The organism is Mycobacterium sp. IDUB_19 (assembly GCF_055419445.1).
Genome location: NZ_JBVAXR010000011.1, coordinates 69075 through 90426 on the forward strand (window position 1 = coordinate 69075; position 21352 = coordinate 90426).

17 protein-coding genes are annotated in these 21352 nt (G+C 62.2%); 3 read left to right on the forward strand and 14 right to left on the reverse strand.

Annotated features, from left to right (window positions below; genetic code table 11):
• From ACZY0B_RS11635 to ACZY0B_RS11665, 7 genes are all read right to left on the reverse strand, one after another.
• Positions 1 to 858, reverse strand: a complete 858-nt coding sequence (locus ACZY0B_RS11635) for an enoyl-CoA hydratase/isomerase family protein (RefSeq protein ID WP_463764254.1) — start codon at positions 856 to 858, stop codon at positions 1 to 3.
• Between the two features lie 188 nt (positions 859 to 1046).
• Positions 1047 to 1820, reverse strand: coding sequence for an enoyl-CoA hydratase/isomerase family protein (locus tag ACZY0B_RS11640; RefSeq protein ID WP_463764255.1), 774 nt, complete (start codon positions 1818 to 1820; stop codon positions 1047 to 1049).
• A gap of 111 nt (positions 1821 to 1931) precedes the next feature.
• Positions 1932 to 2789: an NAD(P)-dependent oxidoreductase gene (locus ACZY0B_RS11645; RefSeq protein WP_463764256.1), complete on the reverse strand. Its 858-nt coding sequence runs from the start codon at positions 2787 to 2789 to the stop codon at positions 1932 to 1934.
• A 79-nt stretch (positions 2790 to 2868) separates the two neighbouring features.
• Positions 2869 to 4089, reverse strand: coding sequence for an amidohydrolase family protein (locus ACZY0B_RS11650; RefSeq protein WP_463764257.1), 1221 nt, complete (start codon positions 4087 to 4089; stop codon positions 2869 to 2871).
• A 73-nt stretch (positions 4090 to 4162) separates the two neighbouring features.
• Positions 4163 to 5761, reverse strand: coding sequence for an AMP-binding protein (locus ACZY0B_RS11655; RefSeq protein WP_463764258.1), 1599 nt, complete (start codon positions 5759 to 5761; stop codon positions 4163 to 4165).
• Positions 5762 to 5810: 49 nt separating this feature from the next.
• Complete coding sequence (locus ACZY0B_RS11660) at positions 5811 to 6533, reverse strand: SDR family NAD(P)-dependent oxidoreductase (RefSeq protein ID WP_463764259.1); 723 nt, start codon at positions 6531 to 6533, stop codon at positions 5811 to 5813.
• Positions 6534 to 6601: 68 nt separating this feature from the next.
• On the reverse strand, positions 6602 to 7474 hold the full coding sequence (locus tag ACZY0B_RS11665; protein WP_463764260.1) for a TIGR03619 family F420-dependent LLM class oxidoreductase: 873 nt from the start codon (positions 7472 to 7474) through the stop codon (positions 6602 to 6604).
• Positions 7475 to 9041: 1567 nt separating this feature from the next.
• Here ACZY0B_RS11665 and ACZY0B_RS11670 point away from each other — a divergent pair.
• Entirely contained in the window at positions 9042 to 9950 is a 909-nt protein-coding gene (locus ACZY0B_RS11670; RefSeq protein WP_463764317.1) for a helix-turn-helix transcriptional regulator, read from the forward strand.
• 63 nt (positions 9951 to 10013) lie between these two features.
• On the opposite strand, the gene ACZY0B_RS11675 is transcribed toward ACZY0B_RS11670, so the two are convergent.
• The 7 genes from ACZY0B_RS11675 to ACZY0B_RS11705 form a co-directional block, all read right to left on the reverse strand.
• A complete protein-coding gene (locus ACZY0B_RS11675; RefSeq protein ID WP_463764261.1) occupies positions 10014 to 11162 on the reverse strand; it encodes an acyl-CoA dehydrogenase family protein in 1149 nt (382 codons plus the stop codon).
• Between the two features lie 94 nt (positions 11163 to 11256).
• A complete protein-coding gene (locus ACZY0B_RS11680; protein WP_463764262.1) occupies positions 11257 to 11412 on the reverse strand; it encodes a hypothetical protein in 156 nt (51 codons plus the stop codon).
• A complete protein-coding gene (locus tag ACZY0B_RS11685; RefSeq protein WP_463764263.1) occupies positions 11409 to 12611 on the reverse strand; it encodes an acetyl-CoA acetyltransferase in 1203 nt (400 codons plus the stop codon). The genes ACZY0B_RS11680 and ACZY0B_RS11685 overlap by 4 nt, the downstream gene beginning before the upstream one ends.
• The gene (locus tag ACZY0B_RS11690) at positions 12608 to 14005 is read right to left on the reverse strand and encodes an OB-fold domain-containing protein (RefSeq protein ID WP_463764264.1); all 1398 of its coding nucleotides are present in this window, start codon (positions 14003 to 14005) and stop codon (positions 12608 to 12610) included. The genes ACZY0B_RS11685 and ACZY0B_RS11690 overlap by 4 nt, the downstream gene beginning before the upstream one ends.
• Before the next feature lie 109 nt (positions 14006 to 14114).
• Positions 14115 to 14894, reverse strand: coding sequence for a crotonase/enoyl-CoA hydratase family protein (locus tag ACZY0B_RS11695; protein WP_463764265.1), 780 nt, complete (start codon positions 14892 to 14894; stop codon positions 14115 to 14117).
• Positions 14891 to 15649: an SDR family NAD(P)-dependent oxidoreductase gene (locus ACZY0B_RS11700; protein ID WP_463764266.1), complete on the reverse strand. Its 759-nt coding sequence runs from the start codon at positions 15647 to 15649 to the stop codon at positions 14891 to 14893. The genes ACZY0B_RS11695 and ACZY0B_RS11700 overlap by 4 nt, the downstream gene beginning before the upstream one ends.
• A gap of 140 nt (positions 15650 to 15789) precedes the next feature.
• Complete coding sequence (locus ACZY0B_RS11705; protein ID WP_463764318.1) at positions 15790 to 16932, reverse strand: acyl-CoA dehydrogenase family protein; 1143 nt, start codon at positions 16930 to 16932, stop codon at positions 15790 to 15792.
• A 1994-nt stretch (positions 16933 to 18926) separates the two neighbouring features.
• Between ACZY0B_RS11705 and ACZY0B_RS11710 the strand changes: the two genes are divergently transcribed.
• Together ACZY0B_RS11710 and ACZY0B_RS11715 are read left to right on the forward strand one after the other, a co-directional pair.
• Complete coding sequence (locus ACZY0B_RS11710; RefSeq protein WP_463764267.1) at positions 18927 to 20111, forward strand: acyl-CoA dehydrogenase family protein; 1185 nt, start codon at positions 18927 to 18929, stop codon at positions 20109 to 20111.
• Positions 20112 to 20128: 17 nt separating this feature from the next.
• Positions 20129 to 21211, forward strand: a complete 1083-nt coding sequence (locus tag ACZY0B_RS11715) for an acyl-CoA dehydrogenase family protein (protein ID WP_463764319.1) — start codon at positions 20129 to 20131, stop codon at positions 21209 to 21211.
• Positions 21212 to 21352 lie beyond the last annotated feature (141 nt).

Consider the following 21352-nt stretch of genomic DNA (forward strand, 5'->3'; position numbering starts at 1 on the left):
TCATGGCAAAGTATTCGCGGCGTTTCCAGCGCCGGTCGTGGCGACGACTTTGGGTTCGTGATTGGCTTTAGGTTCGTGATTCCGTTCTCTCCGAGTGATGACGGCAGAGAGATGGTCGAGCAAGCCGGGTGCCGCGAGTGTCTCGGACTCCGCCGAAAAGGCGAAGTCCATGACCGCATTCACGGCATTCCTTAGGTGAAGGTTGAGAACTCGTTTGGTGTCTTCCAGCGCCTGGCGCGGTTGGCCCGCAAGGCGTGCTGCGAGGGCCTCCGCCTCAATCATCAAGGATGAGGCGGCGACAGCTCGGTTCGCCAGCCCGAGCTGGACAGCCACCTGTGCTGGAATACGATCGCCGGTCAGGAGAAACTCCTTGGCCTTGAGGATGCTGGTCAGCATCGGCCAGACCAAGGCGCCGCCGTCGGCGGCGACCACACCGAGTGAAACGTGCGGGTCGGCGAGATAGGTTGAGTCGCTTATCAGCACGATGTCGCACATCAAGGCAAGGCTGCAACCGAACCCGACTGCAGGGCCGTTGACCGCCGCGATGACCGGCAATGGAAAAGAGAGAATCTCGGTGACGATCTGTCGCGCGTCGCGCATCGTTTGGCGACGGCGCTCGGCATCAGTAACGGAATCACGAATGAAATCGAAGTCGCCGCCCGCGCAAAAAGTGGACCCGGCACCAGTAAGGATGACGGCCCGAGCGTCGTCGTCCTGGCTGAGTTGCGCCCACACGTTAGCAAGACCGTGATGCAGACCGTGGTTGACCGCATTACGTTGATCTGGTCGGTCTAACGTGACGACGCGCACCGAGCCAATCTCCTTGACGCTCAACTCGTCAGCCTGTTCGTTTCGCACGAAGCATCCTTAGGTGGTCGGGGGACAAATCTTTCGTCATGTCACTGAGGTCCCCGCGAATTGAGGCGTCATTCTTGCTTCTCAACGTACTAACGCAGCTCGCGAGCCGACAATGGTTGCGTCAGTTCTAGGATCACTTGTGCTGCCTCTCCTGAAGCCCAGCGAGACCGTAATGCCGACCGGCACCGTCATCGCGTTGCCTGATTCATTCCGTGTCGCTTCCATGCCGGCGGACGCTTCTCAAGGAAAGCCGTGAAGCCTTCCATTACCTCTGGGCTTGTCGGTGCCCAGTTCATCGTCACCTCATCGACGACGCCATAGCGAGCGTTTAGCGCCTGGCGGAAGAAGTTTCGCGCCGCCGGTGCCGTCTCCAAAACCTCGTGTACGGCCGTCTCTGCGGCCGACTCGAGTTCGTCATGCGGGACTACCCGCTCCACCACCCCCATCGAAAGTGCTTCCGCGGCATCGAATTTCCGGTTGGTCAGTGCGAGCTCGCGAGCTCGGCCTACACCGACGTGGGCCGGAAGCACCGCAGCCATCCACATATCAGGAAAGCCTCGGATGAGTTCCGGGATCCGGAAGGTGGCACGTTCGCTGGCGACGGCGATGTCCGAGAGCATCGCGAACATGAGCCCGGACGCGAAGCAGAGGCCGTTGATCGCCGTGACGATCGGGATGGTGCTGGATCGGATGTTCGGCCAGGGTAAGACGGTGCTGAGGGGGCCGTAGACGCCACCGTCGGCGCCGGATCCGAGGTCACCTCCGGGGATGAAGACATCGCCGGTGCCCGTGATCACCAAGGCGTCAGTGGCGGGGTCGGCACTGGCCGACGAGATAGCGTGGCCGAGGCCGACATACATCGCGGGAGTGAGGGCATTACGTGCCTCGGGCCGATCGATTTGGCACCATACGATTGGGCCCCGACGTTCAAACCGCAAGTGCTCGATGTTGAGGTCTTCCATGTCAGGAATCCCTTCCAGGCAACACAGCCGCGGAATAGATTCGGGCATGCCGTCCGTCCGACCTAATGCTGTCGACCTCGACCAAGCGGGTGCCGACGTCGCTGGGCCAGTTCAATGTCTCACCGGCGATTCATTGAACCGACTTACGGTTTCGATGATGCGGGAGACCCCGAACCGGGCCGACTCCTCCAGCGCGGATTCGGGAACTCCGCGTAGTCGCGCTGCGTGCGAGAAGTGTGCGACATCCTTACCGATCATCTTCGTGTAATGCTCGGCGAGTTCAGGAGTCATCTGTTTGGTCAGCGCTTCCATGGCGAAATTTGCGCCGCTGCTCGCCTGAACGAGGTCCACGACGGCAACACGGTCTAAGCCGAGCTGATCGCAAAGCGCTAGAACCGTTTCGGAGTTGTTCAGATTTGCCGCCGTGAGCGTGTTATTGAGAAGTTTGACCAGCTGGCCGGCCCCCGGCGGGCCGAGGTGGACAACCAGCCGCGAGAACGATTCGAAGACGGACCAACACCGCTTCGCGGCATCGCTATCGCCGCCAATCATCGTGGTCAACGTGCCATTGTGGGCGCCTACCCGACCTCCGCTGACTGGGGCGTCAAGAAAGTACACGCCTGCATTTTGACACCGTTCCGCCCAGCCAGCGCAGACGTCGGGCGAACCGGTGCCGTGATTGGCGAGAACACTTCCCCGATTCATCGCGTCGAGGAGGCCGCCCTCAAAGACGACCTCCTCGACATCTCGGTCTTCCCGCAGGCACAGCCCAATCAGGTCGGATCGCTGACCGAGTTCGGCGATCGAAGCGCAAACCACCGGCGCGATATCGGGATGGTATTGCAACGGGTACTGCACTGACTGCGGACGACGCGCCCAGACGTAAAGCTCGAAGCCCGCGCGTGCGATCGCCGCCGCCATCGGAGCACCTTGGTCACCGAGACCGATGAAGCCGACACGCATTGTCATATTTCCTGTTCTCGAGTTGCGTCTTGCGAAGACGCGAACCGCCGCCCAACCGCGTGTTTTTTATGTCTGCGGATTAGTGCTACCGGTTGGTCGTTGCAGGCTCGCTTGGCGTGAAGTTGAACACCCGCTCGGCGTTTCCTCGCAGAATCTTGTATTGGTCGTCCGTGCTGAGGTGAGCCAAGTTTTTGTGCGCAAATTCGATGGAGTTGGGCCAGCTTGAATCGGTGTGCGGGTAGTCGGTTTCAATCATCACATTGTCGACGCCGATGCTGTCGATATTTCGTGGGCCATGAGCTTCGTCGATAAAGCATCCGTATACGTGATCGCGGAACAGCTGAGACGGCATGACCGACAAGTCGATTCCTTCCGAACCCTCGACAGCCGCGGCCTCGCCCTTCGTCAGATCACCCGAGAAGTCACCCTTGGCAGCCCAGTAGCCCTGCCGCTCGACAACGTAGTCGCAGCGCTCAAGGGCATAAGGGATCCAGCCGATTCCACCCTCGGAAAGGCAGAGCTTCAGTTCCGGAAAACGAGTGAAGTTGCCGCTAAAGAGCCATTCGATGCATGTTGATGCGATGCTCACGATGGGTGTCATGGCAACCGTCGAGATCATCGGTGTGTCAGGCGACGGCTGCGGTAGTTGCGACGACGATCCGAGATGGGTACAAAGCGGCATTCCTGTGTCGTTTGCCGCGGCGAATACCGGATCCCAGTATCGGCCACGGTCATGAATCGACGGCAAGCCGAGCGGTGTCGGATTTTCGCTGAAGGCGATCGCCCGGGCACCCTTACCTGCCATTCGCTCGATCTCTTTCGCCGCCGCTTTCGGGTCCCACAGCGGGATCAGGATCATGGGTATGTAGCGGCCAGGTGCCACGCCGGCCCACTCGTCGACCATCCAATCGTTGTATGCCTGGACGCACAGCATTCCCAGTGTCTTGTCCTCACCTTCGTAGAAGGTCTGCCCGCAGAATCGAGGAAACGACGGGAAGCACAGCGAGGCCAACACGCCGTCACGGTCCATGTCCTCCAAGCGGGCCTTGGAGTCATAACAGCCGGCCCGCATATCGGCGTATGTCATCGGTAGCGGGCTGAATTCCTCTTTCTTCTTGCCCGCCGCAGCGGATAATCCGATTGTTGGCATGCGTTTCGATTCGTAGAACCATGCCTCGCCCTTTTCGTCGGTTCGCAGCTGGGGGCCGAGCTCTTTATATTTCGCGGGCAGGCGCGAATCCCATACGTGCCCAGGTTCGAGTACATGGTCATCGACCGAGATCAACCAATCCAACTGATCGTTCATTTTTACTCCTTCACTAGTTCGTGTTGACGTCTGATTTGTCCGGTGCGCTTAACATTGGGACGAACCGCCACGATCATCGGCGTTCCCACGTTGCTTCAGGGTCGACTTCCCGATCCCAAGTCGCGGCAGTGACTCCTTCATTGCGAAGTTCATATTTGTGCACGCGACCAGTCGGACTGATCGGCAGCTTGTCGCGGAATTCGATATAGCGGGGCAGCGCAAAATATGGCACTCGCTCCGTCGACCAATCGAAGAGTGCGAGCGGTGTCAGGCTCGCGCCGGCAGCCAGCACCGCGGTGACCTTGACGTCGTGCTCGGTGAGCTCCGATGGGACCGCGTGGACCGCCACCTGCTCGATATCGGGATGTTTGAGATAGGCCCTCTCGAGCTCAACGCTCGAGACGTTTTCGCCGCGCCGCCGTATCGCATCGCTTTTCCGATCCTGAAAATAGAAGAAGCCGTGGGCATCGATGCTCGCGAGATCACGAGTGTGAAACCACAGATTCCGCGTCGCGGCAACGGTCGCCTCGGGATGCCGCCAGTATCCGTCGAACATCACATTCGATCGCTTGGGGCGAACGACGACCTCGCCCAGCTCACCAGGGGGAAGCTCACGTTCATTTTCGTCGACGATCCGAACATCGAAATCGTCGTCGTTGATCCGCCCTTGGCTCCCCTCAGGTGTGCTGGCGTTGTGGAACATTCGCGTTATCGGCACAGCCTCGGTCATCCCGTAGTAGCCGCCGATGCCCCCCACCCCGTACCGCCGGTACCAAACCTCTTTGGTTTGCGGCGAAAATGGTGCGCCGTGTAGATAGCGGATCTGGCCAAAGCAGCGTTGCATCTCGGGAACGTCTGGCATGTCGGCAATCATCGATCCCATCGATCCGAGCAGATGCACCACTCGCGCACCGGTGCGCTCGACTTCCGGCCAGAACCGGCTCACCGAGAACTTCGAAGAAATCGCCGCGGTACCGCCCAATAGCACCGACCCCAAAATGGTTTGGGCAACAATGTTGAGGTGGAACATGGGCAGCGGACTCCAGTCCATCTCGTCCGCGGTCCGCCCGGTGCATTCGAGGTAGCGACGACAGGCATTGAGAACGAAGCCGTTGCTATTTGCGCAGCCCTTGGACGGTCCTGTTGTGCCGCCCGTGTAGATGAGCATCGACAGTGTGTCGCTCGTTGAGCGGTGCCAGGGACCATCGGGGCCCTCGACTCGGCGGGCGTCCAACGGCTCGATTCGAAAGCTCGCGGTCTTCTCCGCGTCGTACTGGCCTCGCACGAGCACGATTTCGACGTCCTCGATGCCCCCGTCAATCGCGATCAGCCGGTCGAGCAAGTCCGATTCGCAAAGCACAACCCGCGCACCGGAATCGACAACAAGATGGCGCAGAAAATCGCCGCGTAATGCTGTATTGGCGGGTATCCAAATCGCTCCGAGCATGTTGGTGGCAAACCACGCCAACAAGCCGTCCTCGTTGTTGTCAAGCAGTGAGATCACGGTGTCACCCGCGGCGACACCGACCTCACGGAGACCACGGGCGAGGGCACACGCGCGCAGCCAAACATCGCCGAACGTGGATGTGCGTCCGTCGAAATCCACGAACGTGTGTTCGGCACTAGCGTCCACTGTTCGGGACAGTGCGTCGACAACGGAGTCGTTTCCCACCGCCTGGTCCTTCCGTCGTGATGGTCGCGCCATTCCGCATGGTGCGGGCTTATGGCGCGCTGATGTAGCCGCCGTTGAGCGAGATCGTCTGGCCTGTAACCCAGCCCGCTTCCTCCGAGGCAAGCCAAACGGCAGCGGCGGCGACGTCATCGGGACAACCGAGTCGCTTCATCGGATAACGCTGCGCTCGGCGTTCGGCGTCGGGATCATCGAAGCTGGGCGTCTCGATCGAGCCCAGTGAAACGGTGTTCACTGTGATCCCGTGCCGACCAACTTCTTTCGCGACGCCCCGACCGAAACCCGCAGCCCCCGATTTCGCGGCACAGTACGCGGCGAGCATCGGGTCACCGAAGCGGCCAGCATCGGAGCCGATCGTGATCACCCGACCCCACTGTCGTTCGATCATCAGCGGCAGGACCACATGTGTGCAGTACATGACGCCGTAGAGGTTGAGCCGCAGGAAGCGATCCCAGTCCTCGGGGCGCGTGTCGACGAAGGAGCTCATGGCCATTCCGCCGGGCGGCACACCAGCGTTGTTCACCAGGATGTCCACCGGTCCTACGGTGGCGACGACCACGCGTACCGCTTCGACAACCGCCTCTAAATCAGTCACATCGGCGGTCACGGTGAGCGCCTGGCCCCCGGCTGCGCCAATCGCTTCGGTGATCGCGCCAGCGCGCTCGGCATTGAGGTCGTTGACCGCAATGACGGCACCACGCTCGGCGAGGCGCCGCGCGATGCCCGCGCCAACACCTTGTCCAGCACCGCTCACGAAAGCCACTCGTCCCGACAGATCGAAGAGAGGACGAGTTCCTATTCCGTCGGCTAGGTCTGCCCGGTTCACACGTTGCCCGCTTGCTCGACTAGCGCTGGCACCCGCGCAAGCACGTCTTCCAGCGGCAGCTCGTAGACCGGGGCCCCGCGGGGAACCAGCTGGTGAGGGAGCACAATCAACCCGTCCACCCCAAGTTTTCCGGCCGCCGTGATGCTATCGCTGTCGACGGCTCCTTTCAGACCCGTGCGGACCGCGAAGGGCCGATCGAGCGTGCCTGCGATCCGCCGCCGCGCTTGGATGCTGGACAAGATCGTCTCGAGCTCATCAAGTGTGGGAAGCACCCCAACCCAGCCGTCGGCAAGAGTCGCTGCACGGCGAACGGCGGGGGCACCATGGCCGCCGACGAACAACGGCACCGGGCGTGGCGGCGCAGGGTGTAACGCCAGCGGTGCGAAATCGAAAAATCGACCATGATGCTCGACGACGTCACCAGTCCACAGCTTGCGAAGCAATGGCAACGCCTCGTCCGTGCGCGCTCCCCGCTCTTCGAAAGGGACGCCCAAAGCGTCAAACTCCTCGCGCATCCAACCGACGCCGACACCCACGTCAAGGCGCGCCCCAATCAGCGATGCGACCGTCGAAATCTCCTTGGCGACTAGCAGCGGGTGTCGAAGCGGCAGAAGCAGAACATGCGTCAAGAAGCGGAGTGTGCTTGTAAGGGTCCCCAGCGAGGAAATCCAAGACAACGGGTCAGGGAACTCGGTGCCAACCGGAAGAACCGCCCGCTTACCTGTATACGGGTATTGCGAATCCACCGCTGCGGGTACGCAGACGTGGTCGCCGACCGTCACACCCTCGACTCCGAGCCTCTCTGCCTCCACCACAAGGTCCGGCACTATTTTCATCGGGAACAACGGCAGAGCGATCCACAACTTCACCCGTTGATCCCCCTAGGCTGACCGCTCTGAACGCAAACCGCGCTGGCACATAACAATTGCAACTCCGCACCGGTCCTTTCTGCTCTCCTCGACACTGACTGGTGGCGAGGACGCAAGTCAATAAGCGCTCCCCCCATGGGCTTGGTGTTGTTAGTACTCGTTTCAGCTCAACCAATTAACTAGACAAGTCGTAATTCGTGATAACACGCGACGCGGAGGCGACATCGTCGAGTGAGACAAACACCGCCCTGTCGGCCGGCGAAACGGCAACTCCCGCAACAGCACCCAGGACCCGCGCGGTGCTCGTCGAGACGAGGAGTCCAGAATCGAGTGACCGCGACTTCGGCATCCAACCGAAGATTGTTCCCGAATGCCGGCGGCGCAGGACCGACATCGATGAGATCCGATCACCTTTGACCGCAAAGGGTTTGTGCGCTTCCCGTGGATCGGTTGCTCATGTTGTGGCCGTCTGGGCCGCAGTGTTCCGCCCCACGGCGTCCTGTCGGCCGCGGCAGATAGAGCAATCGTGACACCACGCCATTACGGCTAGGCGGGCGCGGGTTTCGCGGCAACGTGGTCGCGGGATGACGTCTGGTGCTCCAGTGGAGGCAAGAATGCTTGCGCGCGGCGCTTTCGATAGGCGAAGCTACCCTCCCCGTCAATTAGCTTGCCGAGTTGGCGGCGCACAGCGGTGACAGTTGTTGCAGTGAAGGCGGCTCGGAAATCCGCATAAGTTCATCCCGTCAGCCATAGTCGGTCATGTCAGGACACCGCGTACGGCGTCGGCCATCTCGAGCCAGCCCAGGCCAAGGCGGCATCGGGAGGCGACGAAGTGGCACGCCTTAGCAACCGGTGGGAGAACATATCGACGGGGTGGGCAGATCCAGATCGCCCCTCCAAGGCGGGATCTTGGTCATCGCACCGCAGCACTTCCCGTTTCGCGCTGGCAGTGAAATCCCGACCCACCAGATCGGCAGACGTCGGCACCACGATCCTGCGGGTCAAGGACGCCCAGGCCACCCGCCAAGCCCTGCCGAGAAGCGGAGCGGAGCGGAGCGGCGATGATGTTCGCACTGACCGCGGATCCTGCCACGACGATGTCGGCATCCGCCCGCAGGCAACGGTGGGAGGCGCTCCAAACGTCGTGACCCTCATGAATCCCCAGATCGGCGCGACCTACGTGTGGCCCCCTCCTCTTCGCTGTAGACTGCATTATGTGTAGTTGTTCTGACAGCGAGGTCGAGAGCTTGATTTGCGTAGCGGTTAACGGGGCTATCCAAGGCGACGCCGCCATGGCTGAGCCTCGGTACCGATGGAGTCAGGACTACTGGTGTCAGGCGAGTTCCGAGCGCACCTGGTTAGCGCCGTGTCCGGCAGCGGGTTCGCGATACCGGATAAAGCTTGGTGACTCAGTCGTGGGGTCAGTCAAAGCGTGGCGCCTGGCCGGGCGGGACGTGCGAGCGACTTCTACTTTTGCTTTCTCGCTGTCTGTGCTGCGGCCGTGGGTCGGGCTTACATCACGGCTCGTACGCCGCCATTCATATTTGAATCGGGTAGGAAGTCGGCCGTGAGTAAACCCCACTTTGTCCAGGCGGCTAGCGATGATCCTGCCGGAAGCGATGCGGCGGTTGGAACCGTTCCAACCAGCGGTGACGATGCGCTCCGGCACGCGGAGCTTGCTGCCTTCCTTCGGGCACGTCGCCGGGCTTTGCAACCGGAGGATGTCGGGTTACCTCGTTGCTCAGGACGCCGGGTGAGCGGGCTACGACGTGAAGAAGTCTCGCTGCTGGCCTCGGTGAGCATGACCTGGTACACCTGGCTCGAACAAGCGCGGAACATCCGCACGACACCGCAGGTCCTTGATTCGCTGGCGCGGGCACTGCGGCTCGACGACGCCAACCACCGTTACCTCCGCCGACTCGGCGGGCATCCGGTCGCCAGCTCTCGAAGAGACGACCCTTCGTCGGACACTCCCCACGAATCTTTGCGGGCGCTTGTTGATGAGCAGATGCCCTCGCCGGCACTGCTGATCAAGCCCAACGGTGATCTCGTGAAATGGAATGCCGCGGTTTCGCGACTATGGTTCGACCCCAACACAATTCCGGAGGAGAGCCGAAACGGACTCTTCATGTTGACCAGCCAGACGCTACGAGCGACGTTGGTAAATTGGGAGGACCATTGTCGCACGGTAATCGCTGGATTCCGGGCGGAATCTAGCAAGCGCCTCGGTGACCCGCGTAACGCCGATCTGGTAGAGATGCTCACCGAAGCCAGTGGCGTCTTTCGGGATGCATGGGCACAGCACGAGGTCAAGCGGATGGTGGGAGACCGCTTAGTGCACCAGTCCAGGGTTGGCGAGATCACCACCGAGCAGGTCGCGCTTCGCCCGATCGGTTCGCCAACGCATATTCTGCTGGTGCACCGACTCGCCGACGAGGTTTCTCGTGCGCGGATGCTAAAACTGCTGAACGAGTGATCCGGCCGCAACGCCCGGCCTCGGCGCTCTCGATTAGGGAAATGCTGGGCCTGCGGCGTCGCCTCACACGCCGAGTCTGCGCCGTCCGATGAGTTCTTTCATGATTTCGGTTGTGCCACCTGCGATTCGGTTGATGCGTGCGTCTCGCCAGTGCCTGGAGATCTCGTATTCGTTCATATAGCCGTACCCGCCGTGTAACTGCAGGCAGGCATCCATGACACGGAACTCGAGCTCGGTGCTCCACCACTTGGACTCGGCGGCGTCCTCACCGGTGAGTTCCCCATTGACGTGGGCCAGGACCTGTTGGTCGATAAAGGCTTGTGCCACATCGATTTCGGTACGCATCGTCGCCAACGCAAAACGGTTGTTCTGAAATGATGCGATCGGCTGGCCGAACGCGGAACGTTGCTTGGCATATTCCAATGTCGATGCAAACACCGCTTCCGCGTGAGCTACCGCACCGACTGAGATCTGGAGACGTTCTTGGGCGAGGCCGTCTACCAGGTAGCGGAAGCCGTCGTTCTCGGCACCGAGTCGGTTCCCTACTGGCACCCGAACGTCTTGGAAGAAGAGTTCGGAAGTGTCTTGTGAGTGAAGGCCGACCTTCTCGAGATTTCGGCCCCGTTCAAAGCCGTCCATACCCCTTTCGACGACGAGAAGGCTCAAGCCGCGGTTACCGGCACCGCCGGTTCGGCACACAACGATGATCAAATCCGAGTTGATTCCGTTTGACGTGAACATCTTCGCACCGTTGAGCACATAGTCATCACCCTCACGTACCGCTCGCGTGGTTATTGCGGCTAGATCGGATCCGGTACCGGGCTCGGTCATGGCGATGGCTGCGATCAGTTCACCGGCGCATAAGCCCGGCAGCCAACGGCGCTGTTGTTCAGCGTTCGCCCACTTCAAGTAGTACGGGATGCAGATGTCTGTATGCAGGCCCAAGCCCTGACCGGCATTTAGCACACCGGCTCGGCACAGTTCCTCGATGCGAATGGCGTTGAATCGGAAGTCAGGGTCCCCCCCGCCACCGAACTCCTCGGGGACAGCCGTGCCGAGCAACCCAGCATCGCCCGCCTTCGAGAACAAAGACCGATCAACGATCCCCGCATTCTCCCAGCGGTCGAAGTGTGGCACCACTTCCCGCTCGACGAAACTGCGCACACTTTTCCTGAACAGGTCATGAGTATCGTCGAAGATGGTCCGCCGCATACGTTTTCTCCTACACACCCGATGCAAACTGAGTTGAAGTCTAGGCGTCGGCAAAGCGACGATCGAGCCATGAGGCGGGCAGCAGTAGCACCCGCTAGAGATACACGTTTCCGCCGAGAACCTCGTCGCCGTCCGAACTGGCCGAGTGCTCACTCGTCAGCCCAACAGCAGCGATCTCGTAGCCGGAGAAAAGGACATCGATGGAATGCTCCGGGCCCTTTGATGGACGCGAAACAACGGCCGAGCTCACGCGGACGGTTCTGTGCCGACCACGCTGATGAAGCTCACGCACGCACCGGGGTGACCGCCCAGGTTGTGGGTAAGGCCGAGCTTGCGACCGCCCGCAACGCTAGGCAGTGCACGCTCCTTCGGCGCCTCTTCGCGCAGCTGCAGCCAGCACTCGAAGAGCATGCGCAAGCCGCTGGCGCCGATGGGATGTCCGAAGCTTTTCAGCCCGCCGTCCGGGTTCACGGGGAGTTCGCCTGTTCGGTCGAACACGCCGGCCAGCACGTCCTTCCACGCAGTGCCCCGGCTGGAGAATCCAAGATCCTCCATCAGCACCAACTCGGTCGGCGTGAAACAGTCGTGCACTTCGGCCATTGCGAGCTCGGCTCTGGGATCCTGGATGCCGGCCTGGCGGTAGGCGTCCTCGGAGGAGCGCACCACCTCTTCGAAGGACGTATAGCCGTAGCTGTCGTCCATCATCCCGGTTCCTGGACCGGCGACAAACGATAACGCCTTGACGTACAACGGCTTATCGGTGTACTTATGCGCATCCTCGGCCCTGACGATCAACGCGGCCGCGGAGCCGTCACTGACGCCAGAGCAATCAAAGACCCCGAGCGTACCGGCGACCCGCGGCCCTGACTTGATCTTTTCGATCGGCACTTCTTTTTGGAATTGGGCACGTGGATTGACGGCCCCGTTCACGTGATTCTTCCAGGCGATCCGGGCCAGCACATCGGCCATGATGTCGTCGCTCACGCCGTAGGCCTTGGCGTATGCCGGCACCAGCAGCGAGAACACGGCTGGCGCGGTGATGGTGGACGCGGTTCCGTCGTCGGGGGGGCCGGTAGAGACCAGTCCCGAGTAGCCGGAGTCCTTCAGCTTCTCGACACCGATAGCCATCACGGTGTCGTAGGCGCCAGACGCGACGGCGTAGCAGGCATTGCGGAACGCCTCACTGCCGGTGGCGCAATAGTTCTCGACCCGGGTCACCGGCTTGTAATCCAGTTTCAGCGGGCGCGACAGCGTCATGCCGGAGTTCCCGGAGCGCATGGTGCCCAACCAGTAGGCATCCACACTGTCTGCAGACATCGCCGCCGAACCGAGAGCCTCGGTGGCCGCATCGATCAACAGGTCGTCGGCCCCCCGCTCCCAGTGCTCGCCGAACTTGGTGCATCCCATGCCGACGATAGCGACGCGGTCGCGGATACCGTTCGATGTCATTGCTGTACCTCCTCGGCCAATGGCCGTGCTTTCCAGAAGTAGTTGTGGACTCCGTCGACCGTGCTGTACAGGCGGCGGAAGGTTAATTTGATTCGGTCGCCTACCGCAACCGTGGAGGGCTCCACGTCGGTCAGCTCGCATTGCAGCCGACCACCCCCGTCGAGGTCGGCGACCACCACGATGATCGGGGGCGCCACCGAGAAGGCTAGATAGTCCAGGGTGTAGGTGACGATGGTGCCGGTCACGCCGGCCAGCGGTTCGCGGGCCATCCTGTCGACCGAGTGGCACTTCAAACACACGCGTTCGGGCGGAAGGTGCCTGGTCCCGCACTCGAGGCACTTGCTACCGACGAAGCCGAATTTCCAGTCGACATGCCGAAGCGCGGGCGGCGCTGCAGGACGTTCCGGGTCTGGCCGACGCGGCGGCTCCTTGCGCAGCAACCCTCGCCAGACCAGCACGTCGTGATAGTCGACGGGGCGTCCTGGCAGCTGCTCGGCGAGTGTCACCGCTGCGGTGCCGACCCTCAAGCCGGCGCGGTACACCAAGCATTCCGCACCATCGGCGAGCACCAGCAGCACTATCAGCGCGCCGGGTTTCGCTCGGTCCAGCACGTCAGCAAGCAGCACGCCGGGGTGCGCTGCGGCGGAAATGCCGATCGTATTGAGCTGGTCGTCCACCATGGCTTCGGGGGCCACTGCGGTGGTTCGCCGAACCGTCGCCACCGCCCTGGTATGCAGGCCGGTCACGATGAGGTGGTCGACGTCGCCTATGGCAATACCCGCCGACTTCAACCCATCCGCCAGTGCCGCCTCGGCTAATGGCACATAGGCAGTCTCACCGAAGCGTTCCTCCCACACCCGCGAGTAGGACTCGCCAGGGATGCGCCAGCGATCCAGGAATTCGCCGGAATGACCGACGTGGGCCAGCAGCTCCGCGGCGAACGGACCGGTTTGGGCGAAGACGAATGCCGCCGCGGCGTCGCCACCGTCGCGCTCATCGGCTGAGCCAGGTAGTCCGAAGCGAACGTCGGACAGCACCGCAAGCGTCGGGCTCGAGGCTGAGGCGCCGTCGGCGGCCGCCCGCAGTGCGCCCAGCCCGGAGCGGACCGAACCCACCATGTCGTACGCCGATGTCGCCGGGTCGAGACCTAGCGCGTCGTGGATCGCGTTGGCGTTGGTGCGATCGGCGTAGGCCGGAGCGGTGGTGGCGAACGTCAACAAACCCGGCGCGCCGGCAGGGTTGACCGCCAACGCCCGACGTGCAGCCTCGACGGCTAGTGAGGTGGCGTCTTCGTCGTGAGAGGCGATCGAGCGTGTACCCCGACCGATTCCGGCGGCCTTGCGGTCCAGCCTGCGTTCGGGAATGTAGGTCCCGTAGGCGACGATTCCTGTCATGCGAGGGCGTCCTTCCCACTCATCGCGATGAGTATCGTATTGTCCAGATCAACGACGGTGGTGACACCCATCGTCGACATGTCGGTCTTGGTGCCGCTGCTCATTGGCATCAGCGGCCCTGCCAGACAGGTGCGCGCTTTTCGGCAAACGCGGCGGCGCCTTCCTTAGCGTCGGCGGAGTTTTGGACCGGATCGAGGATTTCGGCCTGCCGGGCAAACCGCTCGGCCGTTGGCCAGTCCCGGAAGCTATTGATCACCTTCTTCGATGCGGCCACCGCCAGTGGCGCTTGGGTCGCGATCGTTGCCGCCAGCTCACGTGCGGCGTCTAGCGCGCCGCCGTCGGGCACCAATCGGTTGACCAGGCCAAGCTCGTGACCCCGGGTGGCGGTCAGCGGTTGCGTGGTGAGCACTGCCTCCATTGCCAGGTGGTATGGAATGCGCTCGGGTAGCCGCACCAGCCCGCCCCCCGCCGCGGTCAGCCCGCGAGACACCTCAGGCAGCCCAAATCGCACGCTTTCTCCGGCCACGATGAGGTCGCAGGCCAGGGCGATTTCGAACCCACCGCCGACGGCGTTGCCCTCCACCGCGGCGATCAACGGCTTGCGGGGCGGCAGGGTGCAGATCCCGAAGGCCCCTCGCCGCTGGGTCCGAGCGCGCTGCCCGGTCGATGCGAAAGCCTTGAGGTCCATGCCGGCGCAAAACGCTCCCCCGGCCCCGGTGATGATCCCCACCCGAAGGTCGTCATCGTCATCCAGTTCGTCCATCGCTGCCTCAATGAGCAGAGCGGTGTCGAGATCGATGGCGTTACGTCGATGTGGTCGGTTGATCGTGACCAGGAGCACCCCATCGAGGCGCTCGACCAGCGCGCCGAGCTCGGCTGATTCGCTCATTTCGGCGCCATCCGGATCGCTCCGTCGATGCGGATGGTCTCTCCGTTGATCATCGAGTTCTCCACGATGTGCTGCGCGAGAGCGGCGTACTCATCCGGGGCCCCCAGGCGTCGCGGATGCGGTACCGACTCAGACAGCGAGGCGCGGACGGTTTCCGACAAACGATTCAACAGTGGCGTGTCGAACAACCCCGGCGCGATCGTGGCGACCCGGATCTGCCTCGCCGCCAAATCCCGTGCTGCCACAATCGTCATCCCCACCACACCGGCCTTGGCCGACGCGTAAGGGATTTGGCCGATCTGACCTTCCCACGCGGCCACTGATGCGGTCATCACAATCACTCCGCGCTCACCGTCGACCGGTTCAGTCAGCGCCATTCTGGCGGCAGCAAGCCGCAACACGTTGAACGAACCGATCAGATTGGTGTTGATCACGCCGGCGTAAAGGTCCAGCGGGGCCGGCTTATTGTCCCGATCGAGGACCCGCAGCGTGTGCCCACGCCCGGCACAGTGCACTACTGCACGCAGCGGTGCCAGCTCGACAGCCGCGTCGAATACCGCATTCATCTCCGGCTCGCTCGTGACATCTGCTGCCACAAACCGCGCACCGATGTCGGTCGCCGTTTGCGCTCCCGCCGAAGTGGGGAGGTCAGCGATAACCACCCGTGCACCGGCTTTGACGAATCGCTGCGCGGTCGCCCGGCCCAGCCCTGACGCACCCCCGGTGACCACCACCGAATTCCCGTCAACGATCACAGTGTCTCCCAGTTGTTGGTTTCATTGAAAACTCCTCGTACAGTTGCCTTCCCGCGCCATGCGGTGCTGGACGATTTGGTGCTTGCCAAGTGGCGCACATCGCGCCGCAACTCGTATCGCGTACTGACTCGCCGCCTGTCTCACAGGCCCAGCGATTTAGCGATGATCGTTTTCATGATCTCGCTCGATCCGCCATAGATCCGACTCACCCGCGCGTCGGCATATGCCTTGGCGATCGGGAATTCCCACATGTAGCCGTAGCCGCCATGCAGCTGAAGGCACCGATCTACCACGCGCCCCTGCAGTTCCGTACAGAAAAGCTTGACCTTGGCCGCATCCGCTGCCGTAAATTCACCCGCGTCCAATGCCTCGATCGATCTGTCAACGAGCGCTTGGCCCGCCTCGATCTCCGTTGCGCAACTGGCCAGCTCGAACTTCGTGTTCTGGAAACTGCCGATTGGAACCCCGAACGCGCGGCGTTGTTGAACGTAAACCACGGTGTTTTGCAGCGCTGTCACCGCCGCTGCTTGTGAATTCACCGCGACCGACAGGCGCTCTTGGGCAAGTTTCGCCGTCAGATATGTAAAGCCGTGGTTCTCCTCGCCGAGCAGGTTCGTCACCGGCACGCGCACGTCGGTGAATGACAGCTCGGCGAGATCTTGTCCCTTGAGACCGATCTTCTCTAGCGTCCTACCGCGCTCGAATCCGGGCATCCCGCTCTCGACAACAAGCAAGCTGATGCCTCGGCGACCGGCGTCCCGGTCGGTCTGTACCGCGACAATCAAAAGGTCAGCAACGACTCCATTCGTGATGAAGGTCTTCTGACCGTTGAGGACATAGTGGTCACCGTCGCGTACGGCATGCGTCCGGATTGCCTTGACGTCGGACCCGGCTTCGGGCTCCGACATCGCAAGCGCGGCGACCGCACGCCCCGAGACCAACTCCGGAAGCCATCGCTGCCGCTGCTCTTCCGTTGTATAGGCAAGGAAGTACGGCATGCAGATGTCGACATGTACCCGCACGCCACCGATGGGAATACCGGCACGCTGCGCTTCCTGCGCCGTGATCGCATTCCATGCGAAGCTCTCAGCCCCGCCGCCGCCATACGCTTCGGGCACCCGGATCCCTAATATCCCGAGTTCACCGGCACGTAGCCAGAACTCTCTCGGCGGAAAGCCCCGTTGTTCCCATTCCGGGAAGCACGGGACGACTTCGCGCTCGAAGAAGCTCCGGACGGTCTTCCGGAACAACTCTTGCTCGGGGCCGAACAACGCGCTTCGCACGCCCACCGCTCTCCATTCGTTCATTCTCAAATCATTGCGCCAGTACCCGTCGACGCGCCTCGGACAGGGCGGCCCTCCTCCAGCGGTGGAGGTGAGGTAGCGGGCTGCCTAGCTTCGACGGCATTGGGAGCGTCTCGTTCGGCACGGTACCGACCGCCTGCAAGCAGGAAAATGGTTGTGTTTGCACCATGCTGGCGTTATCGGCTATTCCGGGACACGAAAGCCGGCGCGAAGACGGGCCATCCGCGTTTCCGGAGCCACGACCGTTTCGACAACGGCGAGTAGCCCCAAGAGGAAGATGCTCACCGGTGGCCAACACCGCATCGATGACCGGATCCACGCATCCGACCGTGCCGACTGACCCGGCCGGTTTGAGGCCGAGGGTGTCGCCGGGTTAGCCGATCAGCGGCGGTCCCTCGCCAGTCATTGACCGAAACCAAATGTGAGTGCTCGCTGAAACGATGGTGCACAAGGGATCCCGTGGCGCCGCTCGCAACATCGCAGTGGTCGGTGCGGTTGATGGCGGATGGTCGGGGAGCTCGTTCGCGTCGGTGATGGCTGCGATCTTGCGCAGATGGAACATCCAGTCACATCGGTGCTGGGAACCTACGTCCGCAATCTGGCCGTCATGCGCGTCTCGGTCGGTCGTCGATGCCCATTGCATTTATCGGCACACGTGCCGCCTGGAAGGTGATACCGGCGTTGGAAACATCAGATAGTTGCTCTCAGCGTTGTTCGCGTTCAGCGCAGTCAGGCAAGCGTCACTCTGTGCAAGTGATTGCCCGGTCACTGCATTTTCGCTACGAAGTCTGGCCCGTCTTCGCGCCGGCTTTCGTGTCCCGGAATAGCCGATAACGCCAGCATGGTGCAAACACAACCATTTTCCTGCTTGCAGGCGGTCGGTACCGTGCCGAACGAGACGCTCCCAATGCCGTCGAAGCTAGGCAGCCCGCTACCTCACCTCCACCGCTGGAGGAGGGCCGCCCTGTCCGAGGCGCCGACGAGTACTGGCCGCGAAGAAAGGCACCCGGGGCATGACGAGGAAAGAGCACAGTCCCGCATGTCTGCGATCACTAGTAGTGAAGTTGGGGTGTTCGATATCGAGTCTGGCGCAGCGCGCCGCCGAGCCCGTGTTCTATGCGCTCTTTGCGCACTGGGTGTCGACGACCGACCTGGATCCGGATGACGGCTAGACGCCGGGCACAAGGTCCAAGCGGATCCGGTCGCGATAGCACGCAGTCGCAATGCCTTGGCGATCTTCTCCGCCGGCACGATGCCGACCCTTTCAGTGCGCCCCTAAAGGCGCCAAGCGATACCGACACGACAGATAGATCGATACGCGAATGGACTCTGTGACAATGCTTTACGCCGAACAAAACGCCCTAGCCGAATCGTCGCGCACGGCGAACAACGGGTCGGCTCCTGAAACGTGTTGGTGCGCAGTCGCATTAGATCGACTAGGTATCGATCAGTGCTCCCACGGCCAATTACAGGGGCCTCGGTGTCGCCACATCGGGGTCGCAGAGATGGCCATCGCAGAATCACAAGGCCGGGCATTGCGACAGCCCGGTCCGCGCGGCGGATCACAGTCCGAACTTCGTGCTGCGGGGACAAACCGGTGCGCCTTCGGTGCTCACACGGATGAGCGCGCAGTTTTGCCGCGGTCCGGCCTTCGATCCGGCGCTAGACCGTTGCGTGCCCATCCGGATCCATGGCGCCACCGGGCCGACATCGCGAACGCCCCGACCTCACCGAGATCGACGAAGCGCTCAGTCGGTGGTGCAGTAACCCGCCGCCCGGACGCGCTGGATCTGTTCCTAGCCGCTGAGACCGCACTGCCGCGCACCATCTTTGGTCGGAGGCTGCCCGGGTCAAAATGCGCCTCGAGGTGCACGCGTGCACGCTGCCCGGCCGGTCGAAGACGTCCACTGTCGGTGTGCAACAAGGCACCTCGTTAACTCCCCCGGGTGAGAAGCTGGAAAGGAAGCCCCCTCATGGGTCACGACTCCACCTATGCGAGCGCCGGATTCAGTGCGCTGTGCGCCGACGAACCCGATCTGGCCAAGCTGCGGGCGTCGGTCCGTGACTTCGTGCGCGCTGACCGCGATCAGTTCGGCTGGCGGCCCGCCGTGGACAGCTGGCTCTCAGCATGGGACGAAGGATTCAGTGCGCGGCTGGGCGACGCGGGCTTACTGGGTCTGACTATTCCCCGGCGATACGGCGGCGGCGGCAAAAGTTACCTCCATCGCTACGTTGTAACCGAAGAGTTGCTGGCCGCTGGCGCACCAGTCACCGCCCATTGGATCGCCGACCGCCAGATCGCTCCCGCACTGCTCGCCTACGGGAGCGCCGAGCAACGCGATCAGCTGCTGCCAATAATCGCTTCCGGGCGGTTCTACGTTGCGATCGGAATCAGTGAGCACGGTGCAGGGTCGGACGTCGCCGCTGTCCAGACAAAGGCCACCAGAATTGCAGGGGGCTGGTTGCTAAACGGCACGAAGGTCTGGACAAGCGGCGCACATCACGCGCATCAGATCGTCGTGCTCGCCCGTACGAGCCCCCTCGATCCCGAACGTAGGCATGCGGGTTTCAGCCAATTCCTGGTGGCGCTTGACGCCGCCGGCGTGACCATCAGTCCCATCGAACTGATGTCAGGCGAGTACCACTTCAATGAGGTGATCCTCGATGATGTATTCGTTCCTGATGCTGATCTTTTCGGAGAGATCGGCAATGGGTGGCATCAAGTCACCGCCGAGTTGTCCTTCGAACGCAGCGGTCCAGAGCGGATCTTGACCACCTTTCCGTTGATCGCGGCGGCGATCCGGGCGCTGGCAATAGGTCCCGAACCCGACCGTGCGACCCACGCTGATGTGGGGCAGTTGATGGCTCATCTAATTTCGTTGCGGCAGTTGTCAATTTCAGTGGCCCGCGCATTGACTTCGGGCGAGCCGGCTGGCAACCGGGCCGCATTGGTCAAGGACCTCGGCACCCGCTTCGAGCAGGATTCGGTCGAGCTCGTCGAAGAAATGTTGGACCACGGGCCTGAGCGGGAACGCTCGGATCCCGAACTGTCGCAGATGCTGGACCAGTCGCGGCTGCACAAGCCTCTGTTCACCTTGCGCGGTGGCACCAACGAGATACTGCGCAGCATGGTCGCGCGTGGGATGGGATTGCGATGACAAGTGCGGAAACCGCTATGGCGGGAGGAGTTTTCGGGTCGAGCGTGGCCGATGACGACCTTACCGACTTGCGTGCCCTTGTCGACGAGATCGGCCGCCGATCGTTTACTGCCCGTATCGGTCAGCGCAGGCGCCCACAACAGTTCGACGACGCGCTGTGGCGCAACCTTGAGGACACCGGGCTGGCCCGGCTGACCACTACGCCGGATATGAGCGCAGGTCCAACCGAGCTCGCGATGGTGCTGCGCGGTTTAGCACGCCATGCAGGCGCCGTCCCCATCGCCGAAACCGACCTGCTGGCGGCGTGGCTGGGGCGGGAATCCGCGCTGTCCCTACCCGCTGCGGGCCCACTGACTATCGCCATCGCCGATGCTGATACCTGCGGCCAACGCATCACGGGGACCGCGACCGGTGTCCGATGGACGCGGGCCGCAGCCGCGATGGTGCTGGTCGCCCGTACCCCTGGCCGTATGTACATCGGAGTCATCGACGCGACGGAACTCGAGATAACCGACGGCCATAATCTCGCCGGCGAGCCATCGGACCGGATCAGCTTCGACCTGCCGATTGACCGAGTACGCCGACTTGACACGGCGGTGTTTAGGGAGTTGGTGCGCCGCGGTGCGTGGGCACGATGCATCCAGGTCATCGGAGCGCTGGATGCTGCTGCCGAGTCTTCGGTGGCGCATTGCCGTGAAAGAGTGCAGTTCGGACGGCCATTGAGCAAATTCCAGTCTGTGCAGCATTCGCTAGCGTCCATGGCCGGCGAAATCGAAAGAGGCCGGGCCACAACGGCATTAGCTGTAGCCGCCGCAGCAGATCACGGATTTGCCAGTGCGCAAGCCGATTACGCCGTGACAATCGCAAAGGTTGTGCTTGGCGGTGTCACCGCAGAAGTCACAACAATTGCCCATCAGCTGCACGGTGCCATCGGTGTCAGCATCGAGCATCCACTTTGGCTGTCCACGATGCGTGCACGAAGCTGGATTTGCGAATTCGGCAGCACTGGTTACTACGCTCGCCGACTCGGGCGCCTAACGCTAAGCGCAGAGGACCCGTGGGATTGCCTCATCGGCCGGTATGTCAGCAATGATCAATAATCGAACAGCTCGGTACCCAGGTGGGGCCCCTTTGACAGCTCTGCAGTGCTTCACGCGACCGCGCGTAACGCCTTCTGCGGTGCGCTGCAAGGGAATCCGCGGCCCCCAGTTCCTCAGCCAGCTCCACAGAGGGAAGCGATG

What these genes read in the sequence shown, in the direction of transcription:
- ACZY0B_RS11695 (WP_463764265.1), bottom strand. Translation starts at nt 14,894, where the DNA reads ATGAGCGAATCAGCCGAGCTCGGCGCGCTGGTCGAGCGCCTCGATGGG.
- ACZY0B_RS11640 (WP_463764255.1), bottom strand. Translation starts at nt 1,820, where the DNA reads ATGGAAGACCTCAACATCGAGCACTTGCGGTTTGAACGTCGGGGCCCA.
- ACZY0B_RS11690 (WP_463764264.1), bottom strand. Translation starts at nt 14,005, where the DNA reads ATGACAGGAATCGTCGCCTACGGGACCTACATTCCCGAACGCAGGCTG.
- ACZY0B_RS11650 (WP_463764257.1), bottom strand. Translation starts at nt 4,089, where the DNA reads ATGAACGATCAGTTGGATTGGTTGATCTCGGTCGATGACCATGTACTC.
- ACZY0B_RS11710 (WP_463764267.1), top strand. Translation starts at nt 18,927, where the DNA reads ATGGGTCACGACTCCACCTATGCGAGCGCCGGATTCAGTGCGCTGTGC.
- ACZY0B_RS11645 (WP_463764256.1), bottom strand. Translation starts at nt 2,789, where the DNA reads ATGACAATGCGTGTCGGCTTCATCGGTCTCGGTGACCAAGGTGCTCCG.
- ACZY0B_RS11685 (WP_463764263.1), bottom strand. Translation starts at nt 12,611, where the DNA reads ATGACATCGAACGGTATCCGCGACCGCGTCGCTATCGTCGGCATGGGA.
- ACZY0B_RS11675 (WP_463764261.1), bottom strand. Translation starts at nt 11,162, where the DNA reads ATGCGGCGGACCATCTTCGACGATACTCATGACCTGTTCAGGAAAAGT.
- ACZY0B_RS11715 (WP_463764319.1), top strand. Translation starts at nt 20,129, where the DNA reads ATGGCGGGAGGAGTTTTCGGGTCGAGCGTGGCCGATGACGACCTTACC.